The 1,248-nt window shown below is 62.0% G+C and carries 2 protein-coding genes; one reads left to right on the forward strand and one right to left on the reverse strand.

What is annotated here, in order from left to right; all coding sequences use genetic code 11:
- The first annotated feature begins 352 nt into the window (after window positions 1-352).
- Window positions 353-541 carry a hypothetical protein gene (locus tag J0I79_RS33940; RefSeq protein ID WP_292870218.1) on the forward strand — a complete coding sequence of 63 codons (189 nt, stop codon included), beginning with the start codon at window positions 353-355 and terminating at the stop codon, window positions 539-541.
- On the opposite strand, the gene J0I79_RS33945 is transcribed toward J0I79_RS33940, so the two are convergent.
- On the reverse strand, window positions 502-1,191 hold the full coding sequence (locus tag J0I79_RS33945; protein ID WP_292870221.1) for a DUF4328 domain-containing protein: 690 nt from the start codon (window positions 1,189-1,191) through the stop codon (window positions 502-504). The two genes, J0I79_RS33940 and J0I79_RS33945, sit on opposite strands and share 40 nt — an antisense overlap.
- Between the last annotated feature and the right edge of the window lie 57 nt (window positions 1,192-1,248).

The raw sequence follows: 1,248 nt of genomic DNA on the forward strand, positions 1-1,248 counted from the left end.
CAATCGCGTATGGCAGCGCCAAGGCCCCCTCTCCGTCTCGGGCTTCGCCCGAGCCACCTCTCCCCCATTTCATGGGGGCGAGGAAGCGCTGACCTTAGGCAGCGCCTTTGAGAGGCTTGGGTTCCTCGCCCCCGCGAACGCGGGGGAGAGGTGGCTCGGCGAAGCCGAGACGGAGAGGGGAGCGCCCCATGCGATAGGCCGCAGTCAGCACGACGGCCGTCGATTTCCAGAAATTTTGACTGCCCTGTCGGCCCGCAACCAGCCCACCCGTCCTTGGATCAAAGATTTCCATGAACCGAACGCAGCGCTGAAGCGACCAACGCTCAGGCAGGGAACTATTGGCTGAACGACGATGAAAACGGCATCCAGACTTCTTCAGATCCTCGCACTTGGCGCCTGTTTCACCGCGCAGGTTCATGGCGCTTTTTCAATGCCGGGCGTGCGGCAGGCGCTGCGCACCATCGATGGCGCCGGCGCTCAAGCCGTTCTCGCACCAGCGACCTACAGCGTATCGCTCGCCACGGGTGCTGGCACATTCTGAGGTTGCGGCGCTGCGGCCCAGTTCGACTGCCGTCGATGGATTTCCCTGATAATGTCCAGAAAGAGGATGGAAAGCGCGATGCTGGCAACATCGGCGGCGGTGGTCGCGATCGAGGCGTTCTTGATCTCGCCGATAGCCTCGGCCTTCATCATCAGTTGAAAGGACAGGCGGCCGAGCACATTGGCGGCCAGCCAGGCAAACCACCAGCCGGTCAGGGCTGCCGAGGTCTCGGCCGTCTTCCAGTCCGGCGACCCGCTGCTTGCCCGCCAGATCTCGGCCATGGCCTGGTAGGGCTTCCACAGATTGGCGATCGGAATGAAATACCAGCCGATCGCCCAGCCGGGCGTGAACTCCATGTCCCTGGCGCCCAGGGCGCGCGCATTCCTGTTGGCAAGCCTGATCCACACCAGGATGATCACCGCCTGGGCCAGCCAGATAACCAGTTGAACAATGCCTATCGCCCACTGCCTTGTGTCGTTCCTGTCGGCCGCGGCGGCCAGATCATAGGCATGGTTGCCGCTTTCTATGTCGCTGAGCAGCCAGATCTCCGACAGGCCGGACAGAACCGCGATGACATCGACCAGAATGCCCAGCCAGAGCAGTCTGGTGAGCCACGTCGTGTTGGTCGAAAAGTTCCTGAAAATGCCCACGCCCAACCCGCCCCCTTGTCCGCAACCGAAGACAACCTAAACGGGAATATAATCAAA

Origin of the sequence: Mesorhizobium sp. (genome assembly GCF_017306585.1) — a bacterium.
Lineage (GTDB): Bacteria > Pseudomonadota > Alphaproteobacteria > Rhizobiales > Rhizobiaceae > Mesorhizobium.

Coding starts and splice junctions, on each gene's coding strand:
- J0I79_RS33940 (WP_292870218.1), top strand. CDS start 353: ATGAAAACGGCATCCAGACTTCTTCAGATCCTCGCACTTGGCGCCTGT.